General features: G+C 71.2%; 28 protein-coding genes. 19 read left to right on the forward strand and 9 right to left on the reverse strand.

Annotation, left to right across the window (positions count from 1 at the left end):
- Positions 1 to 15: 15 nt before the first annotated feature.
- The 14 genes from D7193_RS15300 to D7193_RS15365 all read left to right on the forward strand — a co-directional run bounded on the left by D7193_RS15300 (position 16) and on the right by D7193_RS15365 (position 13482).
- Positions 16 to 441, forward strand: coding sequence for a hypothetical protein (locus D7193_RS15300; RefSeq protein WP_147434397.1), 426 nt, complete (start codon positions 16 to 18; stop codon positions 439 to 441).
- Positions 442 to 508: 67 nt separating this feature from the next.
- Positions 509 to 1090, forward strand: coding sequence for a phage tail tube protein (locus tag D7193_RS15305; protein ID WP_120780136.1), 582 nt, complete (start codon positions 509 to 511; stop codon positions 1088 to 1090).
- Between the two features lie 35 nt (positions 1091 to 1125).
- Positions 1126 to 1602 carry a hypothetical protein gene (locus D7193_RS15310; protein WP_120780137.1) on the forward strand — a complete coding sequence of 159 codons (477 nt, stop codon included), beginning with the start codon at positions 1126 to 1128 and terminating at the stop codon, positions 1600 to 1602.
- Between the two features lie 206 nt (positions 1603 to 1808).
- Positions 1809 to 5669, forward strand: a complete 3861-nt coding sequence (locus D7193_RS15315; RefSeq protein ID WP_120780138.1) for a hypothetical protein — start codon at positions 1809 to 1811, stop codon at positions 5667 to 5669.
- Positions 5669 to 6043 carry a hypothetical protein gene (locus tag D7193_RS15320; RefSeq protein ID WP_147434398.1) on the forward strand — a complete coding sequence of 125 codons (375 nt, stop codon included), beginning with the start codon at positions 5669 to 5671 and terminating at the stop codon, positions 6041 to 6043. Before D7193_RS15315 ends, D7193_RS15320 begins: the two co-directional genes overlap by 1 nt.
- Complete coding sequence (locus D7193_RS15325; RefSeq protein ID WP_120780140.1) at positions 6040 to 6312, forward strand: hypothetical protein; 273 nt, start codon at positions 6040 to 6042, stop codon at positions 6310 to 6312. The genes D7193_RS15320 and D7193_RS15325 overlap by 4 nt, the downstream gene beginning before the upstream one ends.
- A gap of 1 nt (position 6313) precedes the next feature.
- Positions 6314 to 7441, forward strand: coding sequence for a hypothetical protein (locus tag D7193_RS15330; RefSeq protein WP_120780141.1), 1128 nt, complete (start codon positions 6314 to 6316; stop codon positions 7439 to 7441).
- 16 nt (positions 7442 to 7457) lie between these two features.
- Positions 7458 to 8138, forward strand: a complete 681-nt coding sequence (locus tag D7193_RS15335; RefSeq protein WP_120780142.1) for a hypothetical protein — start codon at positions 7458 to 7460, stop codon at positions 8136 to 8138.
- Between the two features lie 9 nt (positions 8139 to 8147).
- A complete protein-coding gene (locus D7193_RS15340) occupies positions 8148 to 10706 on the forward strand; it encodes a hypothetical protein (RefSeq protein WP_120780143.1) in 2559 nt (852 codons plus the stop codon).
- Positions 10707 to 10772: 66 nt separating this feature from the next.
- A complete protein-coding gene (locus D7193_RS15345) occupies positions 10773 to 11663 on the forward strand; it encodes a hypothetical protein (RefSeq protein ID WP_120780144.1) in 891 nt (296 codons plus the stop codon).
- Positions 11660 to 12130 carry a hypothetical protein gene (locus D7193_RS15350; protein WP_120780145.1) on the forward strand — a complete coding sequence of 157 codons (471 nt, stop codon included), beginning with the start codon at positions 11660 to 11662 and terminating at the stop codon, positions 12128 to 12130. The genes D7193_RS15345 and D7193_RS15350 overlap by 4 nt, the downstream gene beginning before the upstream one ends.
- Positions 12127 to 12579, forward strand: coding sequence for a hypothetical protein (locus tag D7193_RS15355; RefSeq protein ID WP_120780146.1), 453 nt, complete (start codon positions 12127 to 12129; stop codon positions 12577 to 12579). The genes D7193_RS15350 and D7193_RS15355 overlap by 4 nt, the downstream gene beginning before the upstream one ends.
- Before the next feature lie 95 nt (positions 12580 to 12674).
- On the forward strand, positions 12675 to 12941 hold the full coding sequence (locus D7193_RS15360) for a hypothetical protein (RefSeq protein WP_120780147.1): 267 nt from the start codon (positions 12675 to 12677) through the stop codon (positions 12939 to 12941).
- A gap of 103 nt (positions 12942 to 13044) precedes the next feature.
- Positions 13045 to 13482, forward strand: coding sequence for a hypothetical protein (locus D7193_RS15365; protein ID WP_120780148.1), 438 nt, complete (start codon positions 13045 to 13047; stop codon positions 13480 to 13482).
- A 99-nt stretch (positions 13483 to 13581) separates the two neighbouring features.
- Here D7193_RS15365 and D7193_RS15370 read toward each other — a convergent pair whose 3' ends face one another.
- Positions 13582 to 13920, reverse strand: a complete 339-nt coding sequence (locus D7193_RS15370; RefSeq protein WP_120780149.1) for a hypothetical protein — start codon at positions 13918 to 13920, stop codon at positions 13582 to 13584.
- Between the two features lie 429 nt (positions 13921 to 14349).
- Here D7193_RS15370 and D7193_RS15375 point away from each other — a divergent pair, with 429 nt between their 5' ends.
- Positions 14350 to 14895, forward strand: coding sequence for a hypothetical protein (locus D7193_RS15375; protein ID WP_120780150.1), 546 nt, complete (start codon positions 14350 to 14352; stop codon positions 14893 to 14895).
- An 18-nt stretch (positions 14896 to 14913) separates the two neighbouring features.
- Here the strand turns inward: D7193_RS15375 and D7193_RS15380 are convergent, their stop codons facing one another.
- The 5 genes from D7193_RS15380 to D7193_RS15400 all read right to left on the reverse strand — a co-directional run bounded on the left by D7193_RS15380 (position 14914) and on the right by D7193_RS15400 (position 17368).
- Positions 14914 to 15189: a hypothetical protein gene (locus tag D7193_RS15380; RefSeq protein ID WP_120780151.1), complete on the reverse strand. Its 276-nt coding sequence runs from the start codon at positions 15187 to 15189 to the stop codon at positions 14914 to 14916.
- Positions 15186 to 15383 carry a hypothetical protein gene (locus D7193_RS15385; RefSeq protein WP_120780152.1) on the reverse strand — a complete coding sequence of 66 codons (198 nt, stop codon included), beginning with the start codon at positions 15381 to 15383 and terminating at the stop codon, positions 15186 to 15188. The genes D7193_RS15380 and D7193_RS15385 overlap by 4 nt, the downstream gene beginning before the upstream one ends.
- Positions 15380 to 15724 carry a hypothetical protein gene (locus D7193_RS15390; protein WP_120780153.1) on the reverse strand — a complete coding sequence of 115 codons (345 nt, stop codon included), beginning with the start codon at positions 15722 to 15724 and terminating at the stop codon, positions 15380 to 15382. Before D7193_RS15390 ends, D7193_RS15385 begins: the two co-directional genes overlap by 4 nt.
- Positions 15721 to 15933 (reverse strand): hypothetical protein, encoded by a 213-nt coding sequence (locus tag D7193_RS15395; RefSeq protein ID WP_120780154.1) that lies wholly within the window; start codon positions 15931 to 15933, stop codon positions 15721 to 15723. The genes D7193_RS15390 and D7193_RS15395 overlap by 4 nt, the downstream gene beginning before the upstream one ends.
- 250 nt (positions 15934 to 16183) lie before the next feature.
- The gene (locus tag D7193_RS15400; protein WP_120780424.1) at positions 16184 to 17368 is read right to left on the reverse strand and encodes a helix-turn-helix domain-containing protein; all 1185 of its coding nucleotides are present in this window, start codon (positions 17366 to 17368) and stop codon (positions 16184 to 16186) included.
- A gap of 198 nt (positions 17369 to 17566) precedes the next feature.
- Between D7193_RS15400 and D7193_RS15405 the strand changes: the two genes are divergently transcribed.
- The 3 genes from D7193_RS15405 (at position 17567) to D7193_RS15415 (ending at position 19275) form a co-directional block, all read left to right on the forward strand.
- Positions 17567 to 17800 (forward strand): hypothetical protein, encoded by a 234-nt coding sequence (locus D7193_RS15405; RefSeq protein WP_120780155.1) that lies wholly within the window; start codon positions 17567 to 17569, stop codon positions 17798 to 17800.
- A gap of 45 nt (positions 17801 to 17845) precedes the next feature.
- The gene (locus tag D7193_RS15410; RefSeq protein ID WP_120780156.1) at positions 17846 to 18484 is read left to right on the forward strand and encodes a hypothetical protein; all 639 of its coding nucleotides are present in this window, start codon (positions 17846 to 17848) and stop codon (positions 18482 to 18484) included.
- 194 nt (positions 18485 to 18678) lie between these two features.
- Complete coding sequence (locus tag D7193_RS15415) at positions 18679 to 19275, forward strand: hypothetical protein (protein ID WP_120780157.1); 597 nt, start codon at positions 18679 to 18681, stop codon at positions 19273 to 19275.
- A gap of 27 nt (positions 19276 to 19302) precedes the next feature.
- Here D7193_RS15415 and D7193_RS15420 read toward each other — a convergent pair whose 3' ends face one another.
- On the reverse strand, positions 19303 to 19887 hold the full coding sequence (locus tag D7193_RS15420) for a hypothetical protein (protein WP_120780158.1): 585 nt from the start codon (positions 19885 to 19887) through the stop codon (positions 19303 to 19305).
- Positions 19888 to 19950: 63 nt separating this feature from the next.
- Here D7193_RS15420 and D7193_RS15425 point away from each other — a divergent pair, with 63 nt between their 5' ends.
- Positions 19951 to 20220, forward strand: coding sequence for a hypothetical protein (locus D7193_RS15425; RefSeq protein ID WP_147434399.1), 270 nt, complete (start codon positions 19951 to 19953; stop codon positions 20218 to 20220).
- On the opposite strand, the gene D7193_RS15430 is transcribed toward D7193_RS15425, so the two are convergent.
- Together D7193_RS15430 and D7193_RS33455 are read right to left on the reverse strand one after the other, a co-directional pair.
- A complete protein-coding gene (locus tag D7193_RS15430) occupies positions 20217 to 22475 on the reverse strand; it encodes a hypothetical protein (protein ID WP_120780160.1) in 2259 nt (752 codons plus the stop codon). The two genes, D7193_RS15425 and D7193_RS15430, sit on opposite strands and share 4 nt — an antisense overlap.
- Positions 22476 to 22516: 41 nt before the next feature.
- Positions 22517 to 24310: a hypothetical protein gene (locus D7193_RS33455; protein WP_158674810.1), complete on the reverse strand. Its 1794-nt coding sequence runs from the start codon at positions 24308 to 24310 to the stop codon at positions 22517 to 22519.
- Positions 24311 to 24337 lie beyond the last annotated feature (27 nt).

Genomic DNA, 24337 nt, shown 5'->3' on the forward strand with positions numbered 1-24337 from the left:
AGGGCGGAGGTGATCGTGGCCGCCTTCGTAGACGCCGAACGGGCCGTCGCCGACTGGGTCAACTCCCTCGACGGCAGCCTCGTCGGCGTCGGCCACCCCCTCGCCAAGGGCGCACACCTCACCGCCCTACGCGGCGCCGCATCGGCCTGCTACGCCCTGATCAGCCTCCTGCCCGGCTCCGTCGCCCTCGGCCCCGAGAACCCCGACCACCGGGCCCGCATCTCCGCCTCCATCTACGGCCCCACCAAGGAAGCCGCCACCGCCGCAGCGGTCGCCTACGCGAACGCGCTGCTCACCCTCGACGGCCGCCGCCAACCCATGGGCCAAGCCGTCATCTGCCTCGTCGTCGACCCCGACAGCATCTCCGGCCCCTCCTGGGCGCCCGAGCCCACCGGACCGCGGCTGCTGGTCGACGCCGACTTCTACCTCCGCGCGGCGTAGCGCCGCCCGGCCCCGCCTGCCTTCCGCCCCTACTGGCCCGGCGTAGCGCCGGGGAGAGGACCCTGTCATGCCTGCTGTCGCCGCACCGAAGAACGCCCTCAGCTTCGGCGCCGGGTGGCTGTACTACGCCCTGCCCGGCACCAGCGTTCCCGCCTCCACCGTCGCCGGATCGGTGTTCACCGACGCCTGGCCCGCCGGCTGGACCCTGCTCGGCGTGACCCGCGAGGGCCACGAGTTCTCCTACGAGCTGGCCACCGAGCCCGTCGAGGCCGCCGAATACCTGGACCCGATCGCCACCGTCACGACCGGCCGCACCGTCGGCATGACCTTCGAGATGATGCAGATCCACGCCACGAACCTGAAGCGGGCGCTCAACGGCGGCAACATCGTCACCACCGGCTCCGGGGGCACCCTGCGGTCGGAGTACACGCCGCCGGCGATGGGCCAGGAAATCCGCTGCATGATCGGCTGGGAATCCACCGACCTCACCGAGCGGGTCTACGCCGAGCAGGCGTTCCAGGTCGGCAACGTGGCGATCGCCCGCCGCCGAGGCGCGGCCAACGCCGGCCTGCCCGTCGACTTCCGGTTCGAGCCGGCCGCCGACGGCCAGCCGTTCCACCACATCTTCGCGGGCACCGCCCGCGGCTGAACCCTGACCAACAACACCGCTGGGGGTGCTGAGTAATGACCGTGCACGAGTTGCAGGCGGCGTCGGAAGGCGTCGAGATCGTCGGAGGCGGTGAGAAGGTCGAGTTCCTGGGCGAGTGGTATCGCATCGCCGAGAAGGTCGGCCTGATGCCGCTGATGCGGTTCGCGATGACCGCGAAGCAGGGCGCGAAAGCAGACGACATGGAGGGCCTGGCAGCCATGTACGCCCTGATCCGCGACTGCATCGACCCGACCGACTGGGACCGGTTCGAGGACGACGCGACGATGAAGAAGGCCGAGGCGGACGACCTGCTGAAGGTCGTCCAGGACACCATCCAGATCCTGTCCGCCCGCCCTACCCAGCGGCCCGCCGACTCCTCGGTTGGGCCGCAGACCACCTCGGAGAGCTCGAAGGCACCCTCCTCCTCGCCGCAGGCGGACCAGCGTGTGCCGCAGGGTGCCGACGAGATGGTGTCCATCGACGAGCTGCTTGCAGCCCAGTCGAGCACCTGACCGTCCGGGAGCTGTGCAACATCGTCTACGCCTACCTGCGGCGTGACCTGGCCCAGTCCCTCACCCTCGCCACCGGCAAGGAACGCCAGACCGCCATGTCGGACTTCGACGCCTGGGTGAACGGCCCGATCGAAGGCTGGGACGAGATGGACCGCAAGCTCAACCGGGCGCTCCAACGCGCGTGACCGCACGGCTGGGGGTGCCCGATGGGTGTCCCCCTGGCTGAGGCGTTCGTGAGGGTCCGCGCCGACACCCGCGACTTCAAGCGGGACACCGAGCGGGACGCTTCCCAGTCCGGTGACCGGGCCGGGAACAGCTTCGCCGGGGCGTTCGGCCGCACCCTCGCCGGTAAGGCCGCCGGCCTGTTCGCCCGGTTCCGGCGGCAGGCCGAGGCGTCCACGGACGGGGCCGGAGCGACCGCCGGTGCCCGATTCGGCAGCGAGTTCGTCCGCGACGCGGTCGGCCGGCTCCGCGACGGCAGGGGCCGGTTCGTGTCGGAGGGCGCGGCGGCCGGCGCCGGCTTCGGTGACGCGTTCGTGCGGGACGCGTCCGGGCGGCTGCGGGACGCCCGCGGCCGGTTCACCGCGGAGGGCCGCGCCAGCGGGGACGGCTTCGCCAACGCGTTCGGTCCTGGCGTGGCCAGCAGCATCTCCCGGGTCAGCGCGCTGATCGCGGTGGGTGTTGCTCTCGGCCCGGCGATCATCCCCGTTGCGGCCGCTGCTGCGGCGGCGGTCGCCGGCATCGGCACGGCCGCGATCGCCGCGTTCGCCGGCCTCGGCGTCGGGGTGCTCGCGTTCATGGGCGTCGCGGACGCGGTCAAGGCCATGGGTGCGGCCGAGGACGCGGCGGCCGACAACGCCGCCGCCCTGTCCCGGGCCCATTCCGCCGTCGAAGCGGCGGCCGACGGGGTGCGGCAGGCAGAGCAGTCTCTCGCGCGTACCCGCGAGCAGGCCGCCGCGTCGAACGAGCAGGCCGCGCGCCGGGTCGCCGAGAGTGAGCGGGACCTGTCCCGCGCCCTCAAAGATCAACTCCGGGTGGCTCAGGAGCTGAACGAGGCCCGCGAGGAAGCCAAGCGGCGACTCGACGACCTCAACCAGTCCCTCGCCGAGAACACCCTCAGCCAGCGTCAGGCCACCCTCGACGTCGCCGAGGCCAAGGCCGAGCTGGACAAGGTGCTCGCCGACCCGAAGGCGACCGAAGCGCAGCGCGAGCAGGCCCGCATCACCTACGAGCGCAACGTCCTGCAACTGGCCGACCTTCAGCGGCGCGGCAAGGAGCTGGCCGACGACACCGCGAAGGCCAACAAGGCCGGCGTCGAGGGATCCCGGGAGGTGCAGGCCGCCCGCGAGCGCATCGCGGACGCCGACGAGCGGGTGCGGGCCAGCCAGCAGGCCCTCACGGATGCCCGCCGGGAGCAGGCCCGCGCGGAGCGGGACGGGATCTACCAGATCCAGCAGGCCCAACAGCAGTTGATCTCCGCTCAGCGGTCGCTGCGGGACGCGACCGTCGCCTCCGGCACCGCCGGGGCCGCGGCCATGGACAAGCTGCGCCAGTCCTTGGAAGGGCTGTCGCCGGCCGGCCAGCGCTTCGCCAAGTTCCTGTTCGGGCTGAAGGACGAAGTCCAGCGGATCCGGGCTGCCGCCCAGGAAGGGCTGCTACCCGGAGCGCAGGAGGCCATCGAGAACCTGCTGCCGTATCTGCCGCAGGTCGAGCGGTTCGTGGGCGGGATCGCCGGCCGGCTGGGTGACATGGCGGTGCGGGCGTCGAAGGCGCTGACGGGGCCGTTCTGGCGGTCCTTCTTCGGCATGATCGACAAAACGGCCGGGCCCGCCCTGGACGGCATGTTCGAGGCGACGGGCAACATCGCCGAGGGCTTCGCCGCGATCTTGCAGGCGTTCATGCCGCTCAACCGCGACATGGGCAAGGGCCTGGTCGGACTGACCGCGTCCTTCGCCGACTGGGCCAAGGGCCTGTCCGGGTCGAAGGGCTTCCAAGAGTTCGTCGATTACGTCCGCGAGTACGGGCCGCCCGCCCTGCGCTTCCTGTGGGATCTGCTGAAGGTCGGCGGCAAGCTGCTCGTCTCCCTCGCCCCGCTCGGCGCCGTCCTGGTGACCGGGCTCGGCAAGCTCGCCGACATCCTGGCCAGCCTCGACCCGGGCGTGCTGCTCGCGATCACCGCCGGCATCGCCGCACTGATCGCGGTGTCCATCGGCCCGCTGTCCGCCGCGATCATCGCGATCGTCGCCGCCGCTGGCGGCATCTACTACCTGCTCAACCGGTTCGGCCTGCTGAAGCCCCTCATCGCCGGGGTCACCGCCGCAGTGCAGTGGGCGTGGCAGAACGTGCTTCAGCCGACGTTCGCGGCGATCGCCTCGTTCGTCATGGAGCAGGTCGTGCCGGCCGTCATGTGGCTGTGGCACAACGCGATCGGGCCCGCGTTCCAGGGCATCGCCGCGGCCGGCCAGTGGCTGTGGAACACGGTGCTGCTGCCGGTGTTCTCGGCGCTGCGCGCGTACGTGGTCGACTTCGTGGCCCCCATGTTCCTGTGGTGGTACCGCGAGGTCATCAAGCCGGTGTTCGAGCGGTTCGCGCTCGCCGCGCAGGTCGCCTGGACGCTGGTCAAGGTCGTCTTCGGGCTGATGCAAATCTATGTGAAGACGGTCCTGGCACCGCTGTGGCGGTGGCTCTACGACAACGTGATCAAGCCGGTGTGGAACGGCATCAAGGACACGATCACGCGGATCTGGACCATGTACATCCGGCCGCTGTTCGAGACCTTCGGCGGGTTCATCAAGAACCACGTCGCGCCTGCGTTCGAGGCCGGCGTGAAGGCGATCGGCAAGGCGTGGGAGAAGATCCGCGACCTGACGAAGATCCCCGTGCGGTTCGTGGTCGAGACGGTGATCAACTCGGCGATCATCGGCACCTACAACAAGCTCGCTGGCGTGTTCGGAGTCGACAAGGTCGACAAGGTCGCTCTGCCGAAGGGCTTCGCCCGCGGTGGTGTCCTGCCCGGCTACACCCCCGGCAAGGACGTCCACCGGTTCTACTCCCCCACCGCCGGGGCGATCGACCTGTCCGGCGGGGAGGCGATCATCCGGCCCGAGGGCACCCGCGCCCTGGGCGCCGGCTGGGTCGACGCGGTCAACCGGGCCGCCCGCTCCGGCGGTGTCGCCGGGGTGCGCCGGTTCCTCGGCGGCTACGCCGACGGCGGCATCCTCGACCGGCTCGGCAAGGCCGCGTCCTGGGCGAAGCAGAAGGCCGGTGACGCCATCTCCGGCGTCACCGACCTGTTCACCGACCCCGCCGGCACCCTCCGCAAGATCGCCGACAAGGTGATCGGGCTGGTGCCTGGCCGGGACACGGCGTTCGGCCGGTTCGCCATCGGGATGCCCCGCAAGGTCGCCGACGCGGCGGTGGACAAGGTGAAGTCGTGGTTCCGCGGCGGTGAGGACGGCGGCCCCGGGGTGACCGGCTCGTCGCCGCTGGGCGGCTCGGCCGGCATGATGCGGATCCTGCGCGCCGCGTTCCCCGGCCTGCCGCTGCTGAGTGGTTTCCGGCCGGGATCGATCACCCTGACCGGCAACCGGTCGTACCACTCGACGAACCGGGCGGTCGACGTGCCGCCCATCCGCGCAGTCGCCGAATGGATCTTCAAGCACTTCCGGTCCATCACCCGGGAGCTGATCACCCCGTGGCAGGAATTCAACCTGCACAACGGCAGGTCACACCGCTACACCGGCGCCGTCTGGAACCAGCACAACTTCAGCGGGGGCAACGCGCACAACCACTGGGCCGCACGCCTCGGCGGCATCGTCCCCGGCATGCCGGCCCGCCTGTTCGACTCCGGCGGCGACTGGCCCTCCGGCACCGTCGGCGTCAACCTCAGCGGACGCACGGAGCACGTCGCCACCGGCAGCAGCATGGACAAGGTCGCCGAGCTGCTGGCCGCGATCCGGAAAGACCTGCGGGACCTCGCCGACGCGGTCCGCTCCGTCGGCCCCGACGTCGGCCAGCAGATCAACGGGGCGACGGCGAACGCCCTGCACCGCGGAAGGGCGAAGTGATGGCCGTCATCAACCTCGACCGCGTGTGGATCAACCTGATGAGCACCGGCGAAGCCGTCGCCGCGTTCTCCGCCGACCGGGCACGCCGGGTGTCCGTGCAAGGCGAGAACCGCACCTACGGCGGCGGCCGACGCCGGGCCATCACCCAGGAAGGCCACACCGACGTCATCACGTTCACGCTGCGCCGGGTCACCACCGCGCAGCGGGACCAGCTCCGCGACTGGCTCGGCCGGGACGTCATGTACCGCGACTACCGCGGCCAGCGGATCGTCGGCACCCTGTTCGACCTCGACATCCGCGAGTACAAGGCGGAGCGGGACCTGTACGACCTCGCCACCACCCTCAACGGGGTGACCTGGGTGGAGGGGGCATGACCGAGCCGCGCATGGAGCTGGTGCAGGCGGTCGCCGTCAGCGGCGACGAGCGGACCCGCTGGTGCGACGGCTGCCTCACCTCCGCCGGGTTCGAGGCCGGCGTGTTCGCCATGCTGCCGTCGGGGTTGCAGCTGCTCGCCACCTTCCAGGGCTGCGACCGCTGCGACCCCGACGGGACGCTGCTCTGCTTCTACTGCCCCGCCCGAGTCGTCGGCGGCGCGGCGTTCTGGCTGCACATCCGCGACCGGCACGGCACCGCGGGAGGCTGACGTGCAGCCGATCACCGCCGCGCCGCGGAACACGATGACCACGGCGGCGGTCACCCGGCTGCTCCGCGACGCGCCAGCCCTCACCGTTGGCAAGGGCTTGGAGCTGATCGACCGGAACCTTCAGGTGATCGAGGACATCAGCGCCGACCTGGCCGGCGGTCAGGTGTCCCGCAACTCGTACGCCAACCTGCACGCCACCGCCACGCTGTCGCTGTCGCGGGAGCTGGCGTGGGCGTCGGCGCTGGTCCGCCCGTACATGACCCTCTCGGACGGTGTCGACACCGCCCGGTTCAACCTCGGCGCGTTCTTCACCAACGTGCCCGAGCAGCCCGTGGACGAGCAGCCCGTCACCTACAACGTGAACGGCTACGACATCCTCCACGCCCTGTACTCGCCCACCGGTGAGGCGTACGCCGTGGACGCCGGGGTCAGCTACCTGGCCGAGGTCGAGCGGATCCTTCAGGCGCAGGGCTACACCCGCTACCTGATCGACCAGACCCGCGCCGACGCGGTGCTGCCGTCAGCGAAGGTGTGGCCGCTGGACGACCAAACCCGCTGGCTGACCATCGTCAACGACCTCCTCGCCGCGGTCGGCTACCAGGGCGTCTGGTCGGACTGGGACGGGCAACTGCGGTGCCAGCCGTACCAGCTCCCCCGCGAGCGGGCACCGGAGTGGCTGTACGACAACGGCCAGGCCACGGCGATGATCGGCCCCGGCCTGGTCGTCGCCCGGGACTACTTCGAGGCCCCCAACCGGTGGGTCGTGGTGCGGCAGAACGACATCGACGGCCCGCCGCCGACCGAGGGGGCCGGCGTCTACACCTGGACGAACGAGGACCAGGGCGACATCAGCGTGGAGGGCCGCGACGGGCGGATCATCACCCGGGTCGTCTACGTGGACGCCGCCGACCAGGCCGCGTTGGAACGCCTCGCTGAGGTGACCATCGACGCGGACATGCGGATCCCCACGCAGGTGCGGTTGTCGACCTCGCCGAACCCGCTGCACTGGCACTTCGACCTGCTGGTGGTCGACCACGCGGCGGTCGGCCGGTACTCCCAGGTGCTCGGCACCTCCTGGACGTTGCCCCTCGACGGCGGCGACATGACCCACGAGTGGTCGGTGCTGTAGCGGCCGAGGGGGTGTCGTGTTCGGGCTGGACCTGCTGAAGCTCATCGACGCCCGCATTGAGGCGTACCGGCAAAAGCAGACCGCCACCGGCACGGTGCAGACCCGCCAGTCCGCGAGCCGCGCCACGGTCACGTTCGACGGGTCGGCGCTCGCCGTCCCCGTCAAGGTGCTCGGCCACGTCCACGTGCGGGAGAACTCCCGAGTCACGCTGGCCCGGTTCGGCTCCGAGTGGGTCGTGGTCGGCGTGTTCGGCGGCGCCGGCAGCCTGCTCACCACCTGGGCAGCTCCCACCAACTCCTCCGGCGTGTTCACCGAGGCCGCCGTCCTCGCCGTCACCGGGTTCACGTTCGAACCGCAGGCGGTGTACCGGCTGCGGCTCGGCGGGCAGGTGCAAGGCTCCGTCGCCAACTACAGCCTGTGGCGCGTCCGCGACCGGGCGACCGGCCCCTACCCGGTCGACTGGGGCCAGTTCGGGCACTACCACTGCCCCGTCGCGGACCTGCCGTTCGCGCTGCTCGGCGAGCACTACCTGGCGCACGTCGGGTCGACACCGCTGGAAGGGCAGACGATCGCCGTCACCGCGCAGGCGTCGACCGGCACCGTCCAGCACATCGGTTCGGCCACCACGCCGCGGTACCTGGCCATCGAGCGGTGCCCCGGCTCACCGGCCGAGTACCCCCACGCACTCGTGATCTAGGAGGCGTCGGTGGGTTTCATCGACGATTCGCTGCTCGCCAACCCGCTCGCCGCGTCCCCGGCCGTCGCCCGAATCGACCGGCAGAACAGCGGCGTCCTCTGGTTCACGATGATCAGCAACGCGCAGAACTCGGTGCTCTACTACCGGTCCACCGACAACGGGTCGACCTGGCAGTACGCGGGCGGCTGGAACTTCGGCGTCACCATCCACGAGATCTCGAACCTGCACATCACCAACTACGGTGACCTGTGGCTGGCGTTCCGCACCAACGAGAACAGCCGCGACCGCATCTCGATCATCCGGGCGACCGGCGGCTCCACCACCTTCGCCGCCGGCAGCCCGCGGATGCTGGCCGAGCCCGCCAACGGCGGTGTGGCCGGCGCGATCCACAACGGGCTGGAAATCCACTCGATCGGCCTGCCGCCGTCGCAGGCGCAGCGGATCGTCGTCGCCGCCGGCACCCGAGTCGGCGGGTCGAGCGGCGTCACCCTGTACGGGGCGAACATGGCCACCAACGGGGCCCTCACCGCCAACAACGCCCTGTTCACCGGCAAGCGGCAATGGCTGTACCCCGGCGCTGCCGGCCGGCTCACCCCGCAGATCGAGATCGAACACTGGGGTGACGGCAAGTCGGCGTCCGTGCCGCACCTGTGGGTGTCGTTCGGCCGCACCGACCTGCGGGTGGTCAAGCTGGCCTGGAACGGGTCGACGTGGGCGGGGCCGACGAACACCGTCCTGCTCACCTCCGGCCTGACCGCGCAGAACGCGATCGCCGGCCGATGGGACGGCACCCGGTTCCTCACCGCCGTACCGAACCCCGACAGCGCCGCCACGGACACGGTGCTGGTGCTCGAACGGAACCAGGCCAACAGCTCCACCATCCTGCGGACCTCCCCCTCCCACCCCGCCGGGGCGGTCCGCAACTGCACGCTCGCCTACAACTCGGTGTCCCGCGACTTCCGGGTGTTCGCCGTCGGCACGAGCTCCGACCTGCTCTACTACGTCGACTACGCCCGCGCCGCCGGCACCTGGACCACCTGGACCACCGTCACCGCGGTCATGGGCGGCAGCAACTATTCGGTGCGGCACGAGTCGTACGGGTCGGCCCGCTACGACGTGATCACCGCCCACGCGGGCAGCCCCAACACCCTCGTGTCCACCAACGTTGGCCTCAGCTACGCGCCGAGCCTGCCGACCTGGCAGTACGGCACCAACCCGACGACGCCGCCCGCGAACGGGGCGGCCGTGGACGTCGCCAAGGCGATGCTGCTGGACTGGGCGTTCTCCGACCCGGACCCGAACGACGCCCAGTCGGCGTGGGCGCTGTCCCGGCAGATCGGCTCCGGCACCGTCCAGTACCTCCGTGCCTCCGACAGCACGTGGCAGGCCGGCGAGGTGAAGAACCCGGGCGGCAGCACGCAGGTGAACATGCCCGCCAGCCTGTGGGTCGGGGCGGGCGGGGCCGGGGACCCGGCGCACACCTACCGGGTGAAGGTGTGGGACGGGGCCAACCTGGCGTCGCTGTACTCGTCGGCGCTGGTGGTCGTCCCCTCCGCAGTCACCAACCCGACGATCACCAGCCCCGACACGGACGGGGCGTCGTGGACCAGCGACACGATCACCCTGTTCTGGACCGTCACCGAGCAGACCGCCTACCAGGTGCAGCTGCTCAACGCCTCCGCCGCGCTGATCTACGACTCGGGCTGGCGGGGAGGCACCGCCCCCACCTTCAGCATCCCCACCCGCGTCGAGGACGGGCAGACGTACACGATTCGGCTGCGCACCCGCAACGGTGAGGGCTTGGCCTCGAATCCGGTCGACCGCACCGTGGTCGTCGACTACACGGAGCCGACGCCACCGGTCGTGGCAGCCCTGCCGATGCCCCACCGCGGGCTGGTGCGGGTGTCCATCACCAACCCCCTCGCGCCGTCCCTGATCCCCGACACGTCGTTCGAGGTGGACCTGTCAGGGTGGACCGCGCTCAACGCCACCCAGGCCCGGGTCAACACGTGGGCGTCGGACGGCGAATGGTCGTGCCAGATCACCCCGTCAGGGTCCGCGTCGAACGCGTACACCCAGAGCGTCCAGGTCCCGGCCGCCCCCGGTGATGTGCTGACCGGCTGGGCCGACGTGCTGCCGGTCACCGGCAACAAGCCGGCCGCCGCGTACCTGCACTGGTTCACCGGCGCCGGGGTCTTTATCTCCTCGACGGTCGCGCATTTCCCGGCCACCGCCGGGGAGCCGCAGCGGGTGTCCGTGACCGGCGTGGCCCCGGCCTCCACCGGCCGGGTTGCCGTCGCTGCTGGGGTGGCCCTCAACCCGGCCAGCGGGGACGTCGTGTTCGTCGATGCGGTGCGGCTGATGGCCGGCGCGGTGCCGTACGTGCTGTCCAACGACCTTCAGCGCCGGCACCTCGGGGACACCGCCTCCGAAGTGACGATCGGCCGAGGCATCCCCGAGGGCGGCACCTGGGACGACTGGACCGTCCGCTCGGGGCAGCCGTACGAGTACCGGGCCGTGACGTACGGCGCGAACGGCACCACCTCGTACGGGCCTTGGACGGCCTAACCCTGTCTCCAATCCCCTGTAGCCGGCCCTGCGGTGGTCGGCCGATCTGTGCTGGGCGGAGGACCCATGACCCGCGCACCCGCGAACCTGCTGGCTGTCCGCAGCCTGCTACTCACCCATCTCAACCCGGCCGCCGCGAACCGCTCCGCGGACCTCGAACCGGCCGAGGTGGGCATCGTCGGCGACCCGGCCCACCGGGGCGGGTACCACTGCGGCTCCAACCGGGTCGTCACCAACGACTACTCGGTGGTCGAGTCGCCCCGAGACCGGGCCGGTCTCACGCTCGACGCGGCTGGCCTCGACGTCGGCCAGTTCGAGGTGCGGGTGGACGGCCGGACCCACAACCTTCAGACGTTCTCCACCTGGTGCGTCGGCCAGTGCGCGGCGAACGCCGCGGACACCCGCGACATCCGGGAGATCATCTACAGCCCCGATGGGCGGACCGTGCGCCGCTGGGACCGGCTCGGCCGCCGCAAGAGCGGCGACAACTCGCACCTCTGGCACACCCACTTCAGCTTCTTCCGCGACGCGATCAAGGCGGGCCGCGACCAGACCCCCCTGTTCCGCCGCTACCTGACCACCATCGGACTCTTGGAAGGACCAGACATGACCAAGGAAGAGCACGACTGGCTCGCCACCATCTTCAAGAACCTGACCGTGCTCGACGGGCGCAACCCGATCGGCCAGATCTACACCCGCATGTCCGTGGGCGAGGACCACACCGGGGCGAAGCCGCCCACCTACCCCACCCTGAAGTCGATCAGCACGCAGCTCTCCGCGTTGCAGAGCGCGTTGTCGACGCTGTCCGGCCGGGACTTCACCGACGAGGACGCGATCGTCGCCGGAGTTCTCGCCGGCCTCGACCCGGCCACCATCGCTGCGCGCATCGTCGAGCACATGCCCGCCGAACACGCCAGGCAGCTCGCCGACGAGCTGGCCGCCCGCCTGGCCGCATGACCCCGCTCCGGCCGGTCCAGATCGCGAGCGGCCGGCACCCGTTCGAGATGGCGGTGCTCCTCGCCGCCGTCTGCTCCGGCGTCGCCCTCGTCGTTACCGACCGGCGACCCGCCTCAGTCCTCGCCGCCATGCCCGCCACGGTGCAGCTCCTGTGGGAGGTGGGACTGATCGTGGCCGGCGTCATCGGTCTGATCGGCGTCACCTGGAACGGCGACCTGTCGACGTCGATGGGCGTCGAGATGATCGGGATCATCCTGCTCGGCACCGTCACCACCATGTACGCGGTCGCGCTGTTCGTCGTGTCCGGTTCGGCGGCGATCGCCGCCGGGGCGTTCATCTGCGCGATCGCCGCCGCCTCGTGGGCACGCGCGGTGCAGGTGCTCGTGGACCTTCGGCGGGTCGGCCGCGCCGCGCAGGCTGGCCGTACCGCCGATGTGACCCTGCTCGTGGAGAGGGACCCGTCATGATCTGGGCTGCCGACGCACCCCCGGCAGCCGGAGGCTCGTGGGTCCAGACGCTCATCACCGTCATCGGTCTGCTCGGTGGCGCCGGTGGCATCGCGGCGTTGGCGGCGACGCTGCTGCAACGACGCAAGATCAGGGCGGACGCCGCGGACGTCATCACCGACACCGCGCTCACCCTCGTCGCCCCGCTGCGCGAGCGGGTCGCCGAGTTGGAGACCGAAGCCGCCGGCGCAAGGCGGGAAGCGACCGCTGCGAGGATGCAGGCAGAGCAGGCCAACGTCGAGATGAGCGACCTACGGACCGTCGTTCAGGAGCTGACGGGGATGCTGACCCGCTGGCGAGACGAGGTGCTGGCGACCGCTGGTGCGCCGGACGCGGAGGCGGCCCTGGCCCGGCTACGGATCATGGTGTCCGCCGCGCACCACCACAACGGCAACGTGCCACCCAGCTAGCCGCGCGCCCCGGGCCCGAAGTACGGGGCGGCGTCCACGTCCTGGTGCGGCGGCCACATCTGCCGGTCTCCGCACTGCCGGCACTCCCAGGTCCGGTGCATGCCGCCGGGCTGCACGAGCAGGCCGCGGAGCTGAGGTACACCTGGCCGGGCTTCAGCGGGTGCCGGTCCGGGCCGGCGCAGGTCGCGGGGATCGTCTCCTGCCACACCACCGTCTTCACGGCCGGGTCGTACACGGCCCGGTGGGCGGCCCGCCCGCAGTCCCGGCACGCCGGCACGAGCTGCTGCCACGGCTGCACGAGCCCGTGCACCGGGCAGGCGTACTGGCCCGCCCTGGCCTTGATCCGGCCCCAGTCCACCTGACCCGTCTCTGCCATGCCGGCGATCGTACCGGCCTTCATTCGCCGGCCCGAAATGAAGGTTTTGGGCCGGTTCCTTGCGTTCCAAGATCAGCCCAGGAGGGGTCATGTCCGAGCCCACCAACCTGCCCGCGAAGGGCACGATCCTCGGCCGCGAGCCGGCCGTCCTCATCAACGCGGTCGCCGCGTTGCTTGCCCTGTTCGTCGCGTTCGGCGCGGACTTCCTCACCGCGAAGCAGGCCGGCGCGGTCGAGGCGTTCCTGGCCGCCGCGGCGACCGCGTGGCTCCTGTCGAAGGTCCGCCCGATCGCGCCCACCCTGTTCACCGGCGTCATCACCACCGGCGCCACCCTCGCCGCGGCGTACGGGTTCGAGCTGTCGCAGGAGCAGGTCGGCTCGATCACCGCCGCGTCCATCGCGCTGATGACCGCGCTCGTGATCCGTCCGCAGTCCACCCCGAAGTCTGACCCGCGGACGATCGACGGCGTTGTGGTGCCCGGTGACGTGCGCGCCGCCGACGTACGCCCGCAGACCCGACTGCGCTGACCGCTGCTGCCGTCTGCTCCAGGCTGCTCCCGAACTGGCAGCAAGCGCCCCGCCCCACCGACCGCCTCGTGCGGCTGGTGGGGCGGGGCGCTTTCGTCGTTAACCGGCGACGTAGTCGGCGTAGATCCAGCCCCTGTCGGTCTCGTACCAGAGCGACCCCTTGGAATTGCGGTACCGCGCCAAGATCACCACGTCGGTGCCGTAGGAGAGATGCGTGAAGACGTAGCAGCTCGCGTACGGTCCGACGTGCACCGCCGCGCTGGCGACGATGATGTAGGACAGGGTGCTCTCTTTTGCCGGTACGAAGACGTTGCAGTTGTCTGCGGCCACCGCCGCCCCGGCCTCGGCGGGCGCCGCCATGGCCGGGGTGGCAGTGGCCGGCGTCAACACCAGCCCAGCGAGCAGCACGACCATGAGCTTCTTGATTTTCTTGGCCAACTTCGGGCCCCCTACCTCGATTGATCGTGCCATTGGGAGGCACGCACTCAGCAGAAACAGTGATCCGCCTCGATCGCCTTGCCTTGTCGCAACGTAATGAATTCGGGCGGGCGGCAGCAATCCTGGGGCTGGATGCTTGCGGTACTTGGCGCGATACCTGCGCTTGACTCGACGCCCCCGCGCCACCGATCGCCTCGTGCGGCTGGTGGGGCGGGGCGCTTTCGTCGCTGGAGGCGGGGGCCACACGACGATGACACGGTCGGTACGGTGCCGGGCATGCTCCGCCCCCGCCTACTTGCAGCCACCACCCTGCTCCTGGCTCTGCCTGGCTGCGCCAGCGATACCCCGCAACCGACGACGCCCACGAACGTCGCCTCGCCCCCGTACGCGTCCCCGCCCGGCGGTGCACCGGCCGGCAGCAGCCCGCCCGTGGACGTCTTCGTCACCGACTCCGCCCGGGACTTCTGGGATTGGGTCACGGTGGGCGGCGGGGTTCTGTTCGGGCTCGCGTCCGTGGTGGTCGGCATTCTCGCGGTGATCCTCGCCCGCAAGGCGAACATGGCGGCGGAGCGAGCCAACGCTGAGGCGAGCAAGGCACGGGCAGCGGTTGCTATCGAGCGGCGGCGCACGTTCGAGTTGGAGATTCTTCGTGATCTCCTAGAGGCGCTGGATCAACCAACTTGGCTGGGCGAGGTGATCGAATTCCGCCGGTCGTTTGAAGGCACGTTTGGTGCTCGTCTCAGCCTGTTGCCAGTTGACGAGTTGCCAGCGTGGCGGGCGGTCGTGGCGATCCGGAAGATGGAAGGACTTGTGGATCTCGTGGGCCGGACGGCCGAGGACGAAGAGGCATTGGAGCAGAACAGGACGCTTGGTGTTCGGTTTGCGCCGCCTAGTTTGCGCGGGCGGCTGAGGTCCCGGCTGCGGCTCGATGTTGAGGAGGCGGTGGAGCGCCGGATGGTGGAGCGGGACGACTAAGCGTCGGGCCGCGGGTCGCTACCGGCGGCGGGCGGCCAGCTCGCGACGGAACGCCTCCACCCTCGGCCTCGACCAGTCCCGCAGCTCGCAGCCGGCCGGCCCGCACTGGTGGCAGGCTCGGCCGTTGCGGTGCAGCTCCTCGATCACGCTCGCCAACGCCACGTCCCCGGCCGGTGGGTGCGGGTCCGTGCACGCGCACGCGACCTGCTGGCCGGCGACGAGAACGAAGCCGGGGCAGTCGTGACCGAGGTCCAGGGCCCGACCGAGCTGGCATTCAGCGCACCACACGATCACGCGCCCCCGTCCAGGGACGGCGGGATGTACGGGGGTTCGCCGACGATCTGAAGGTAGTAGGCGGCGTTGCCTCGGGCTCGGCACACCATGACTCCGCAGATCGGGCAACGGTCGGGGTTGGGCCAGTGGTCCGTGATGATGACCTTGGCGGAGAGGATCATCCGGGAGCGGACGAGAGACGGGGCGCTGGTCATCCGCCCACCGCCCGGGGACGCGCCGGCCGCCGCCGGTGAGGCTCCGCAGGCAGCGCCTTCCGCGTGGTGACCGGCCCCGCCGGAGGGAGCCGCGTCACGGGGGCCGGCCTCGACCAGCTCACGAGCCGGTCGTACGGGGCCTCCGGGCTGACCGTCAGCAGGTCCATCGCCGCGTCGAAGTAGTAGGTGGCCAGCTGCACCGCCAGGCCCGCCACGTCCCGCTCGTGCTCGCGAAGCAGGGTGGCCTTCGCCTGCGGGCACGGCCAGTCGTGCTCGCACCGCCGGCACTTCCAGCTCGGCCGGCGCGGCGCGTGCACGGGCGCGCTGGCCGCCGCGGTCACTCCCGCCTCCCGGTGTCGCGACCGATCTGCCCCGGGGGGACAACCGGGGACACGGTGGGGATCGTGGAGCGACCGTCCCAGCCGGGCTCGACCGGCGGCTCCTCGTCCTCGCCTCGGGCCGGCAGAGCGCCGGAGCGGTACGGGTAGACGGTGGCGGGGCCGGTCGCGTCGAGCGGGGCGTCGGTGCGCCGCCGCTTGCAGGGCCACATCAGCCGGTGCTCCCTCCTCGTCCGGAGGGCGGGAGAGGCCACCCAGGTACCGCCCGCTCCCGCCCCGCTCGGGGGACCGGGGCGACGGCGGTGCTCGCACACACCGTTGGGTGCGGGCCTTGACACCGCCGCCGCCCCAACCGTCCGGTCTCGCACGGGGGAACAGGACCGGACGATCTGCGACAGACGGTAAGCGCGCGACTACTGCCCCACCGGCACGCGGCGGGGGACTACCCCACGGCGGGGTACCTCAGACGACGCCGACCCGCTCCGCGAGCACCCGCAGGTCACCCCGCGTCGTCGGCGTCTCCCGGGCCAGCAGTTCCCGCACGGTCCCGCGCATCAGCAGGTTCAGGCGGGACTCCTCCGGCGACTCCCGGTCAGCGCGCAGCAGCATCGTGATCGAGGCGAGGTCTTCCCGCTTCGCCGCGTACGCCCGCGCCAGGTGGGTGAGGTGCGAGTGGCGGCGCTCGATGCTCGGTGACCGTTCGATGTCGACCCGCTCCCCGATCCGGATCGCCTCACCCGGCCGGGACAGTTCGAGGACGGCGGCGGCCCGGTGGATCGCCACGTTCGTCGGCCCGAAGAAGATGAAATGGTGCTCGGTCTCGCCGGTGCGGCGGGCCAGCTCGTCGGCCTCGTCGAGCACCTGGTGGGTGCGCCGCTCGTCGCGCAGCCGCGCGTACTGGATCGACAGCAGCAGCCGCAGCCCGCCCAGCACCGACAGCCGGACCGGGTCGTCGTCGTTGTCGCGTTCGAGGTCGGCGATCGCCTGCCGGCACATCTCCACCGACTCCTCGGTGTGCCCCCGGTTCGATAGCACCTGGCCCATGTTCCAGGCGGCCGACGCCCGGTAGGCGGGGTCGTCGGCCTCGTAGGAGGCGTTCAGCGCCCGGTCGGCGGCGATGACGGCGATGTCGTTCGCGCCGACCCGCTTGGCGTACGCGCGCACGAGCAGGTACAGGTCGGCGGTGACCCGCTGCGCCTCCCGCCGCTGGTTGCCGTCGAGGTTGGCGACGACGGCCCGCGCCGAGTGGATGAGGTCGGGCAGCACCGGCGCCGTGTATGTGTACCGCTGCCGGGACTGGTACCAGGTTGTCCAGGCCAGACGCACGGCGGCCCGCAGCTCGTCAAGGGGCGGCGGCTGCTCGACGACCGGGGCGTAGGAGTGGATGGCGGCCCGCAGCGGCTTCACAGACTCGTGTTCGGCGGGGTCGTCGGGCATGGTGCCGAGCGGCTGACCGGTGAGCTGGTACAGGTCACGGACACCGAGGATCCTCGCGATCTCGAACCAGTCGGCCAGGCTGTTGACCGACCGTTCGCCGCTCTCCCACTTCCGCCACGCACCGACGGACTTGCCCATGAGTTGGGCGCACACTTCCTGGGTGAGGCCGCGGCGACGGCGGTAGAGCTTGATCCGCTCGCCTGGCGGCATCGGGTCCATGGTCTGGTCCACGGTGGGCACCTCCCGCACGAGGTTGTCTGCCACCATCGACGGTACTCGCCATCGTGGATGAAGGTAGGATCGGATCGAACAACCCCACGGGGGAGGCCAGCCCGCACGCCGGCCTCCCCCGGTTCCGTTTCCGGCGAATCGTGCCTGGCCAGGCGGCCGGCGGCTGATGATCGTGGGATGTGGCAGCGGGCCGACGTGCCAGCCGTCGGCGGTCCGGTCGACGGCCGCAACCTGCTCGTGCCCACGAACGACGAGGGGCTGCCACCCGAGACGATCGACCAGTCGTGGCTGTGGATCGAGTACGGCGGCGAGCTGCTGGACGCCGATGTCGACGGGCAGTACGAGTTGGAGAGCCAAGCCGGCGCCGGCCCGCCGTGGGTGTACGTGTGGGTGCCGAATCGGCGGCCCTGAGCAGGAGGTCGGCCGTTGTGGCGGCGAGTCCGTACGATCGGCGCTGTGCTGCCGCCCAGCGTCTCGCTGACCCTGTTCCTGTTCTGGGCCGAACTCGGGGACGTGGCGACGTGGATCGGAGCGCTTGCGAACGCCGCCACGCTCGGCCTCGCCCTCGCCGCCGGCATAGTCAGCTACAACATCTACAAGATTGAGTCTGGCCGCGATCGGCGGGCCGAGGACGAACGACGGGAACGCGCGTTCGACGCGAGACGCGACCAAGCGTCGCTCGTGTCCGCCTGGTTCGACAAGAGGGCGGTCTCGTCCGTCGTGATCGCATCCTCCGACGGGGTGAAGCGCATCCCGAACAACACAGCCGGAGCGCGCATCCTGAACGCTTCCAACTTGCCGATCTACGATGTGCGCGTCAGCTTCCGACTTTTCCCAGCCATGCTCCGGCTCGGAGACCCGATCCGAGCGGTGCCGCCGCACAAGGGGGAGGTTGTCTCACGGCTGCCGGATGAGATGTGGCAGTTACTCCCGGAGGGCGACGTGGAACTCCTGGTCGACGTCGCCTTGGAGTTCCGCGACGCGGCTGGGCGCTGCTGGAAGCGTGATTTCGACGGGTTCCTGAGTGAGGCGCCGACTCTGATCTCCGAACTATTCGCCATCTTGGATCGGTCGACGCCGGTCGAGCGCGGCTGACCGCTCGGCGGCCTCCCACAGGCCGAGCTGCCGCCACAGCCACCGCTTGCACGGCCCCCGGTGGCGGGTGATCACCCAGGTCATGCCCGGTGTTAGCGGGTAGGCCACGCTCCGCAGGCTACGCAGTTCCGCCCCGTGGCGCTGCTGCCGCGAACGCGACAGTGAAGGTTGTGGCGGCTCCGTACGCTCGGCGCGTGCTGCCGCAATACGCCCTGCTGCCCGCGTGGCTGTCCGACGTCGAGTTGGGAGACGTGGCGACGTGGGTCGGCGCGCTTGCCAACGTCGCCACTCTTGCTCTTGCGACTGTCGCTGCCGTGGTCGGGTTCCGCGTCTACAAGATTGAGTCTGGCCGTGATCGACGGGCCGAGGACGAGCGACGAGAACGCGCGCTCGATGCTAGACGCAGCCAGGCCCAGCTCGTTTCTATCTGGTACAACGGACCGCGGCACGCGCCAGGGGTCGCGTACGTCCTCAACGCCTCCAATTTGCCCGCATACGAACTGTTTCTCCACTTCACCGTAGAGCCGCCCGTGGAATTTCTGGGAGTGTTTGAGGACGCTACCGAGGATTGGCCCTGGAACTACCTCTTCGGTTTCGAGGACATCAAAGTGCTGCCACCTCACATCGGCCCTCAGGCGGTCCCGCTGACGGAGTCCCTTGTAGCGGCGATCCAGGCTTGCGATCTCCCTTTCGAAGGCATCTACGAAGGCATCCGGGTCACAATGGCATTCCGTGACGCGGCAGGGCGGATGTGGCGGCGCGAGGAGAACGGCGTGCTAACCCAGTTGTGAATGCCGGGAAGAAGCGAGACCGGGCAGCTACCGGCGTCGCCGCCACCGCAGCCAGACCGTGACAGCGGTCGCCACCAGCACAGAGATCACCGCCGTCTGCCGCCACGACCCGCCGGCCTCGACCCCGCCGACCGCCGTCAACGCGACCAGGGCGAACCACAGCCCCAACCAGCCGGTGGCGCGGAGGCGGGTGCGGACGACGTGCCGGGGCAGGTGCCTGCGTCGGCGAGCCACCGACCCGGGCCGGTTGTGGACAACGTTGTGGATAGGCCCCTCGGCGATGATCGCTGCGGCCTCGGCCGCCTCCACCTCCACGCGCGTCCGCCACACCCGAGGGTCGCGTTCCCAGCAGGCCACCTGCGGGGCCCACACCTGCCGGTCCATGTGCTCCGCCCACCTCGCGGGCGCGGTCCGCTCCGTGATGCCGATGTAGAGCAGGTGTTGCCAGGCGCCGAGCAGCCACGCCAGGAGCCGCGGCCACAGGCCCTTCTCCGGCGGCAGGTCACCCCACGCCCGGTACAGCCGGAACTCGCCGGCGGGGGCCCAGTGCGCCGGCCGCTGGTCGGGGTCGCGGTGCCAGGAGCGTCCGGTGACGCTGGTCCGGAGGGTCACGGTCGGTGCCCGACACGCGGCCCGTTGTCGACGTGAGTGGCGTTGACATGCCATCCTGTGCTCATGACGTACACGCAGAGCGACAGGGATCGCTGGGTTCGCCAGTTGCGCGACGCAGCGATCGAGCTGACCTGCGCTGGCGTCCCCGAGGGCGAGTTGCACGACCTGGTGTTGGAGGGCGTCGTCGAGGGCCAGCGGCTCAACGCGCTGCGCGCCGCCACGGCCACCTCGGACACGGTGCCCGCGCCGCGCAGCCCCGACGCCACCCGCCCCGCTGTCACGCCGGAGCCGGGTAGCGCCCTCGCGCGGCTCGCCAGCGGCGCCGGCATCTAGTCCGCCAGCCCGTAGTACGGGCCGTTCGGCCGGGTCTCGTCTCGCACCAGCTCCCCCTGCTCGACCAGCTTGCCGAGCAGTTCACCAACGCGCTGCTTGGACACGTCCACTCCCCACCGCTGAAAGATCGCGGTGCGGATCTGCGTGGCGGTGAGCATGGTCGGGTGCTCGTCGTGCACGACCAGCAGGATCGACTGCCGCGTGTTCGGTGCCTGCCCCGCTGACGCCGGCACCAGCTCGGCCGACGCGGTCGGGGCGTCGATGCGTGGGCGGACCGGTTCGGCGTCCACGGCCATGTGCGCGTCGGACAGCAACGCCTCCGCGACCGCGTCCACATCGTCCGGGGCGGTCGGCTGCTGCACGGCCGGCGGCTCGGGCTGCTGCTGGGAAGGGATGACGGGCTTCGCGGGCTCCTGCTGGGTGGCCTGCGCGGTGGGCTTCGCGTCGGCCGCTACCCCAGCGCCGCGGGCGAGCCGGTCCAGCGCCGACCCCGGCTTGGCGATCGACGTCGGTGTCGGTGCCGGCCGGGACGGGCCGGGCTCGTCGTCCTCGGGCAGATCCTCGTCGCGGAGCTGGGCCAACATCGCGGCCTTCCGCTTCCACCGGTTTTCGTAGGCGACGCCCGCAAGCACGTCGTCGATCACCGGGATCCCGAGCAGTGGGGCGAACTTCGCGTCGTTGGGGTCGCGGCCGTCGAGCACGTCCGCGAGCGTGACGCGGCTGGCGATCAGCTTCCCTCGGTCGTCGAGCTTCGGCCGCAGGTGCGCGGTGGCGATCGCGTGCCGCTCGATGGAGGCGATGTCGACGTTCACGGTGCGGCCGAGGACCGGCCGGTAGTCCCGGTCGGTGCGGTAGATGAACGCGGAACCCTTGTGGAGCAGCCGCACCCGGCCCGGGTTCTTGCCCAGGACGTGGTCGTACTCGCCCTCTTCGTCCATGCGCAGGCACACCCGGATGCCCTGGACGGCGCGCAGCGACTTCTCCAACAGGTCGCTGGTGCCTCGCAGGACGGACTGGATGACGCGGACGCCCTCGGCGCGGCCGATCTGCGCGATGCGGGCGATGTACTGGTCGACCAGCGCGGCGAGCAGCCCGATTGCCTGGCGGATCTCACCGCCCTCGTCGGTGATGATGACGATCGCTGGCATGTCCTTGTCGACGGGCAGCACGGTGGTGTTCGCCTGCCGCTTGCGGCGCATCGAGAACCGGTTGGTCTTGCGGTCCTTGGCGATGGCGATCGCGATGGCGCACATGACGGCCGCCTCGACTTCGTCCTCCGCGACCCAGTCGATCGTGGGTGTGTCCACCTCCCCGCGGGCGAAGGGGGTGAGCCACGGGCCGGCGACACCGCCACCGTTCGGGTCGATGACCCAGATCAGGGCGTCGATGCAGCGTGCCAGCCGCATGATGATCCGGTGGAGCAGGGTCGTCTTGCCGGACCCGGTGGTCCCGCCGACGATCATGCCCTTCTCCCGCAGGCACACCGTCATCGGCTCGCCGCGCGGGGTGGTGGCCACATCCATCTCGTCGTAGATCGACGCCGCTGTGGTGGGCTCCGAGATCAGCCGCTCGTCGGCGAGGCAGTCCCGCAGCATCACGTCGAGGATCGCCGCGCCCTGGTGGTCGGCGTCGAGGATCCGCACGACGCAGCCCTGCGGCAGCTTCACGGCCCCGGCGACGTCGTCGGCGAGGGTCGAGTCCGACAGCTTCTTGACGGTCAGGCCCTCGGGCAGGTCGATGTGGACCTGCATGCCGTCCTGCGGGGCGTCCGCCCACGGCCGAACGCCCCGGACGGTGATGGGTGCCTTGGCGAGCCGGCGCAGCAACGCCTGCCACGCCGCCTCCTCGTCGGTCTGCTCCTGGTGTACGACCGGCGTGACGGTCTGCTGCTGGACGACCTGGGCGACGGCGACCGCCGGAGCGAAGATCGCTTCCAGGATGAACAGGGCCCCAGCGCCGACGAGGACCGCCACCGTGCGGGTGAGCGACCAGCCGGAGTAGGCGACCAGCGTCATCCAGTAGCTGCACCCGACGACGGCCGCCAGGCGGTGCGCCAGCGCGATGCCCCGGTCGGTCGCCGCGGTGATCAGCCCGGTGAGGAGCAGTCCGAGCGCCCCGGCGCCGATGGCGAGGATCCAGCTCTGGTTGCCCCGCTCGGTGCCCTCGCGCAGGACAGCCGCCAGGACGAGGACGACGATCGTCCACGCCGGCACCCACGTCGCCCCGCTGGGGCGGCTGCCCTGCTGCTCGTTCACGGTGGTCCTCCCTCCGCTCGTCGTCATCCCGTCGGGTCCGATCAGACGTCCCGCTCGGCGGCTGCGATGTCGGCGCGCTTCTCCGCCGCCCGGCTGCCACGGACACCGTTCATGCGGTCCTCGTCGCCGAAGTGGCCGCGTTCGTACATGCCGTGCAGCGTCTCGGCGCGGGCCGACAGGGTCCGGTAGCGGGCCATCACGGCCTCGGCCTCGTCCTTGATCGCGGCGAGGTCGGAGGCGACGGATTCGACCTCGGCGACGAGCGGCTTCATGGCCGGCAGATCGTTCTCGCCGTGAGTGGCGAGCTGCTTGACGCTTGTCGCCAGCACCCCCGCCCGCTCGACGAGCGGGTTCAGGTCGGTGGTGACCTCGTCGATCGCGGGTGCGATCTCCTTCAGGGTGCGGCCCCACCGTTGGAGGCTCATGTCTTCGGTGATGCGGATTCCCATCGTGTTGCTCCTTCCGTGCGACGCCTCCCGGGGCGGAGGCGTCGGCGTCTTCGTGGGCGCGGGGCGCGGAGTGTGCTCCCGGGCCGGGGGTGGGGTGGTGGTGGCCTGCCGGCCGGTGGTGGCCGGCTGGGCGGGCTGCTTCGGCTGGTTGGCCGGCTGCGCGGCCTTTGGCGGTTCCGGCTCGGTCGGGTCGGGCCGCCGCGGCTCCGGCTTCCGGGTCGGCTGCTGGCCGGTCGGCTTCGGCTTCGGTGCGCCGACGCCGGATACCGCGTCGGCGCCCTGCGTGCCTCCCGTCACCAGGTCCCGGCCCAGCCGACGCCAGAACCCGGGACCCTTCTTCTTGCCTTCGCCGGTGTGGTTACCAGCCCCGGCGTCGTGGTTGCGGCCGTTGCCGCCCCGCGTTCCCCGTCGGGTCCGCCGGCCGTTCGCCGACGGCCCGTCCCCGTGCGATCCCCCGCCCCCGTGCGATCCCCCCGCGCCGCCGCCGGAACCTCCCGGCGACCCGCCGCCCTTGCGGCGCAGGAACGACGGCATCCGCAGCCGGAACCCGCCGGACTTGCCGGGCTTCGACCCACCCCCGCCCGAACCGCTGCCGCCTCCGTGGCCGGAGCTGCCGTGGCCCGCAGCGCCGCCGCCGGACCCGCTGCCGCCGCCGGGGTTCTTCCGGCCCAGCCGGTTACGGAGCCGACTGAGCAGCCCGGACTTCCTGCCGCCGTGGCCGCCGCCGTGGCCGTCACCGGAGCCGCCGCCAGGGCCGCCACCCGACGAGCCGCCACCACCGTGACGGCCGCCACCGAACAGACCCGCGAGCCGGCCCAGCAGACCGCCACGACCCCGGGCGCGGTGCCGGCCACGATGCCGACCGCCGCTAGCCCCGCCGTCGCCGGACCCGCCGCCGTCGCCGTCCCGGCCGTCACGGTCCCCGCCACGACGGCGACGGCGACGGCGCAGCCACGAGAACAGCCCGCGACGCCCGGCGTCGCCCTTCTTGTCGCCGCCACCCTGTCCGCCGTTGCGGGACCGGGCTGCGGCCTTCTTCGCGACGCTGGCGCGACGCCACGCCAACGCCGCCCAGAACAGCAGCATCAGCGACGCAAGGTGCACGGCGATCGCCCACCGCCAGCCCGCGGCCAGCCACAGCAGCACCTCCGCGCCGACGAACATGAGGGCGGCGGTGGCGAGCACCTGCGGGGTCATGAGCTGGGTCATGAGCTTGGCGACCAGGGGGTGGATCTGCTTGGTGCGGACCTTGACCTGGTCGCCGGTGGCCTGCTTCGCGCCGGCCTGGCCGGTGGTGGCCGTCCCGGTGGTTCCCGCCTCCGGCGCGGGGGCCGGGGGCGGGCCGACGAGGGTGGGAGGCGCCGGCGGTACGGCCGGCCCGGTCACGGTCTGCGACTGGTCAACCCCTTGACC

This window comes from Micromonospora costi (genome assembly GCF_003626655.1).
Lineage (GTDB): Bacteria > Actinomycetota > Actinomycetes > Mycobacteriales > Micromonosporaceae > Micromonospora > Micromonospora costi.

Excerpts from the sequence above, each read along its gene's own strand:
- D7193_RS15345 (WP_120780144.1), top strand. The coding sequence starts at position 10,773 with ATGACCCGCGCACCCGCGAACCTGCTGGCTGTCCGCAGCCTGCTACTC.
- D7193_RS15325 (WP_120780140.1), top strand. The coding sequence starts at position 6,040 with ATGACCGAGCCGCGCATGGAGCTGGTGCAGGCGGTCGCCGTCAGCGGC.
- D7193_RS15395 (WP_120780154.1), bottom strand. The coding sequence starts at position 15,933 with ATGTGGCCCTGCAAGCGGCGGCGCACCGACGCCCCGCTCGACGCGACC.
- D7193_RS15400 (WP_120780424.1), bottom strand. The coding sequence starts at position 17,368 with ATGCCGCCAGGCGAGCGGATCAAGCTCTACCGCCGTCGCCGCGGCCTC.
- D7193_RS15425 (WP_147434399.1), top strand. The coding sequence starts at position 19,951 with ATGACGTACACGCAGAGCGACAGGGATCGCTGGGTTCGCCAGTTGCGC.
- D7193_RS15365 (WP_120780148.1), top strand. The coding sequence starts at position 13,045 with ATGTCCGAGCCCACCAACCTGCCCGCGAAGGGCACGATCCTCGGCCGC.
- D7193_RS15305 (WP_120780136.1), top strand. The coding sequence starts at position 509 with ATGCCTGCTGTCGCCGCACCGAAGAACGCCCTCAGCTTCGGCGCCGGG.
- D7193_RS15355 (WP_120780146.1), top strand. The coding sequence starts at position 12,127 with ATGATCTGGGCTGCCGACGCACCCCCGGCAGCCGGAGGCTCGTGGGTC.
- D7193_RS15310 (WP_120780137.1), top strand. The coding sequence starts at position 1,126 with ATGACCGTGCACGAGTTGCAGGCGGCGTCGGAAGGCGTCGAGATCGTC.
- D7193_RS15385 (WP_120780152.1), bottom strand. The coding sequence starts at position 15,383 with ATGACCAGCGCCCCGTCTCTCGTCCGCTCCCGGATGATCCTCTCCGCC.
- D7193_RS15320 (WP_147434398.1), top strand. The coding sequence starts at position 5,669 with ATGGCCGTCATCAACCTCGACCGCGTGTGGATCAACCTGATGAGCACC.
- D7193_RS15350 (WP_120780145.1), top strand. The coding sequence starts at position 11,660 with ATGACCCCGCTCCGGCCGGTCCAGATCGCGAGCGGCCGGCACCCGTTC.
- D7193_RS15405 (WP_120780155.1), top strand. The coding sequence starts at position 17,567 with ATGTGGCAGCGGGCCGACGTGCCAGCCGTCGGCGGTCCGGTCGACGGC.
- D7193_RS15315 (WP_120780138.1), top strand. The coding sequence starts at position 1,809 with ATGGGTGTCCCCCTGGCTGAGGCGTTCGTGAGGGTCCGCGCCGACACC.